Origin of the sequence: Catellatospora sp. NPDC049609, from assembly GCF_040675365.1 — a bacterium.
Lineage (GTDB): Bacteria > Actinomycetota > Actinomycetes > Mycobacteriales > Micromonosporaceae > Catellatospora.
In genome coordinates, this window is the sequence record NZ_JBFAOU010000369.1 from 1 (window position 1) to 3303 (window position 3303).

Consider the following 3303-nt stretch of genomic DNA (forward strand, 5'->3'; position numbering starts at 1 on the left):
CAACTTCTGGGTTGTCCGGACAACCCAGAAGTTGACGCTGGATTTCGTACACCTGTCGGCGCGGTCAGGCGGCGGCTTCCGCCTGGGCGACCGGGAACGCGGTGGCGGGGCGGGCCGGGCGGTGCGGCGGCCGGGCCACAGCACCCGGGCCGGCACACCCGGCGCGAACAGCCGCTGCGGCGGCGACATCCCCCCTCGCGCGGGTGAAACCGGGCTGCGCCGGCCGTCGGCGCCGTGCCAGGATCGCGCTCGTGGTGAGTGCGAGCGGGGTGCGTATCAAGTGGGCCGACCTGCCGGAGCATGTCCGGGCCGAGGTAGAGGCGATCATCGGCGACGTCGTCGTCGAGACGCGCTCGCAGCAGGGCGGGTTCTCGCCCGGCACCGCCGAGCGGGTCCGCACCGCCGGTGGCCGCCGCGCTTTCGTCAAGGCCGTCAGCGGTGCGCAGAACGAGCGCTCGGTGCAGCTGTACCGGCAGGAGGCGCTGATCACCGCGGCGCTGCCGCCGGGTGTGCCGGCGCCGCGGCTGCTCGGGTGCCATGACGACGGCGACTGGGTGGCGCTGGTGCTGCAGGACGTGGAGGGCAGGCACCCGGTGACGCCGTGGACGGCCGCCGAGCTCGACGCGGTGCTCGCCACGCTGGGCGTGCTGGCGCGGCGCATGACCCCGTGCCCGATGCCGGAGCTGCCGACGGCGGCGGCCTCGCTGGGCGAGGACCTCTCCGGATGGGAGCGCCTGTCCGCCGACCCGCCGGCCGACCTGGACCCGTGGGCCGTCGCGCACCTGGCCGACCTGGTCGAGCTCGGCGCGGCGGGCGTGGCGGCGCTGGCGGGCGACACCGTGGCGCACACCGACGTGCGGGCGGACAACATGCTCGTCGGACCGGACGGCACGGTGACCCTCGTCGACTGGCCGTGGGCCTGCGTCGGCCCCGCCTGGCTGGACACCATGATGATCATGGTGAACGTCAACCTGTTCGGCGGCCACGACGTGGACGCGCTGCTGGCCGCGCACACCCCCGCGCTGGGCGCGCGACCGGAGCAGCTGACCGCGGTGCTGGCTGGGATGACCGGCTACTTCCTCGACGCCTGCCGCACGCCGCCGCCGGTCGGGCTGCCGACGGTGCGCGCGTTCCAGCGTGCCCAGGGCGAGTCCTCGCTGCGCTGGCTGCGCAGCCGGATCGAGGCCGCGCGCTGAGCGGCGACCGCTGTCGGTGAACGCCGCGCTCCGGTACGATCCAGCGGCCGTGGATGCCTACGCCCTGTTCGCGATCGTGACCGTCACCGTGGCGACGGTCGCCATCGGCGCGTGGGGAGTACGCCTCGTGCGCGGCACGTCCGACCTGCTGGTCGCCTCGCGCATGGTGAGCCCGACGCAGAACGCCGCCGCCATCGGCGGGGAGTACCTGTCGGCGGCGAGCTTCCTGGGCGTGGCCGGGCTGATCCTCGCGTACGGCGCGCAGATGCTCTGGTATCCGGTCGGCTTCGCCGCGGGGTACCTGGCACTGCTGCTGTTCGTGGCGGCCCCGCTGCGCCGGTCGGGGGCGTTCACGCTGCCTGACTTCTGCGAGGCGCGGCTCGCCTCGCCCCGGCTGCGCCGGCTGGCCACCGCGTTCGTGCTGTTCATCGGCTGGTTCTACCTGCTGCCGCAGCTGCAGGGCGCGGGCCTGACGTTCGGCATCGTCACCGGCGCGCCCGGCTGGGTCGGCGTGGTGCTGGTCGGGGCCGTGGTCACCGGCAACGTCGCGTTCGGCGGCATGCGCTCGGCCACGTACGTGCAGGCGTTCCAGTACTGGCTGAAGCTGACCGCGATCGCGGTGCCCGCGTTCTTCCTGCTGGCCCGCTGGCACGACGACGGCCGCCCGGCGATCCCGCTCGACGACGTCTGGCTCGCCCCGACCGGCGGCCTGGTCGCCACGTACTCGCTGATCCTGGCGACGTTCCTGGGCACCATGGGGCTGCCGCACGTGCTCGCCCGCTTCTACACCAACCCCGACGGCGGCTCGGCCCGGCGCACCACCACCATCGTGCTCGGCCTGGTCGGCCTGTTCTACCTGTTCCCCACGGTGTACGGGGTGCTCGGCCGCGTCTACACCCCGCAGCTGGCCACCGGCCGCAACGACACCGTGGTGCTGCTGCTGCCCGGTGCCGCGCTCGGGCCGGGCCTGACCGCCGACCTGCTCGGCGCACTGGTCGCCGCCGGCGCCTTCGCGGCCTTCCTGTCCACCTCGAACGGCCTGCTCACCAGCGTGGCCGGGGTGCTGGCCAACGACGTGCTGGCGCGGGGGCGGCTGGCCGCCTGGGGGCCGCTGCCGCTGTTCCGGGCCGCCGCGCTGTTCGCGGGCGCGGTGCCGATGGGCCTCGCGCTCGCGGTGCACGGCCTCAACGTGTCGCAGGTGGTGGGCCTGGCGTTCGCCGTGGCCGCGTCGAGCTTCTGCCCGATGCTCGTGCTCGGCATCTGGTGGCGGGGGCTGACCGCGATGGGCGCGGCCGCCGGGATCCTGGCCGGCGGGGGCAGCGCCGTCGTCGCCGTACTGTGGACGATCTTCGTGCCGCCCGCGCCCGGACTGGCGGCGGACCTGCTGGCCCAGCCCGCGGCCTGGACCGTGCCGCTGGCCTTCGCGGTCATGGTGACCGTGTCGCTGGCGACCCGGCGGCGGGTGCCGGCGGCGGTGGGCACGATGCTGCTGCGGCTGCACGCGCCCGAGACGCTGCACGGGTCCGAGGCGCTGCACGGCTCGGAAACGCGGCGTTCGGAAACCCCGCGACGTCCGGAAACATCGCGGGCGTAGCGTGGCGGCCGTGAACGATCGCGTGCGGGTGGACCTGGCCGCACACCGCCGCGCCCGGCCCCGCACCGGCGCGCACGACGAGCTGGTCGAGCAGACTCCGGTCGGGGACGTGCTGGTGCGCGAGCTGATGCGGGTGCAGCTCGGGCTGGCGCTGCGGCTGGCCGGGGTGGTCGCGGTGGCGCTCGGCGGCCTGCCGCTGCTGTTCACCCTCTGGCCCGCGGGCACCCGCGTCGACGTCGGCGGCATTCCCCTGCCCTGGCTGCTGCTCGGCGTGCTGTCGTTCCCGTTCCTGGCCGCCGCGGGCCTGGTCTACACCCGCCTCGCCGAACGCAACGAGGCCGACTTCGCCGCCCTCGTCGGCCGCCCCACCGACCCCCACCGCAAACCCTGACCCCTCCGCCGCCCCACGCGCCGCGAAGATCGCCGTTTCCGGTCGGGAAGGCGGCGGCCGAGCCGTGCAGGGCGTGCGCGCTGCGCAGCACCGCGTACGCGATGCCGGAGGCGACGGAGCCG

Annotated in this window: 3 protein-coding genes; all 3 read left to right on the forward strand. The window is 75.1% G+C overall.

What is annotated here, in order from left to right:
* The first annotated feature begins 251 nt into the window (after positions 1 to 251).
* Genes AB0J67_RS40110 through AB0J67_RS40120 form a run of 3 tightly spaced genes read left to right on the forward strand, consistent with a single transcriptional unit; the run spans position 252 to position 3181 of the window.
* Positions 252 to 1196 carry an aminoglycoside phosphotransferase family protein gene (locus AB0J67_RS40110; protein ID WP_363490900.1) on the forward strand — a complete coding sequence of 315 codons (945 nt, stop codon included), beginning with the start codon at positions 252 to 254 and terminating at the stop codon, positions 1194 to 1196.
* A 49-nt stretch (positions 1197 to 1245) separates the two neighbouring features.
* The gene (locus AB0J67_RS40115; protein ID WP_363490902.1) at positions 1246 to 2790 is read left to right on the forward strand and encodes a cation acetate symporter; all 1545 of its coding nucleotides are present in this window, start codon (positions 1246 to 1248) and stop codon (positions 2788 to 2790) included.
* 22 nt (positions 2791 to 2812) lie between these two features.
* Positions 2813 to 3181, forward strand: a complete 369-nt coding sequence (locus tag AB0J67_RS40120; RefSeq protein ID WP_363490904.1) for a hypothetical protein — start codon at positions 2813 to 2815, stop codon at positions 3179 to 3181.
* The last annotated feature ends 122 nt before the right edge of the window (positions 3182 to 3303 follow it).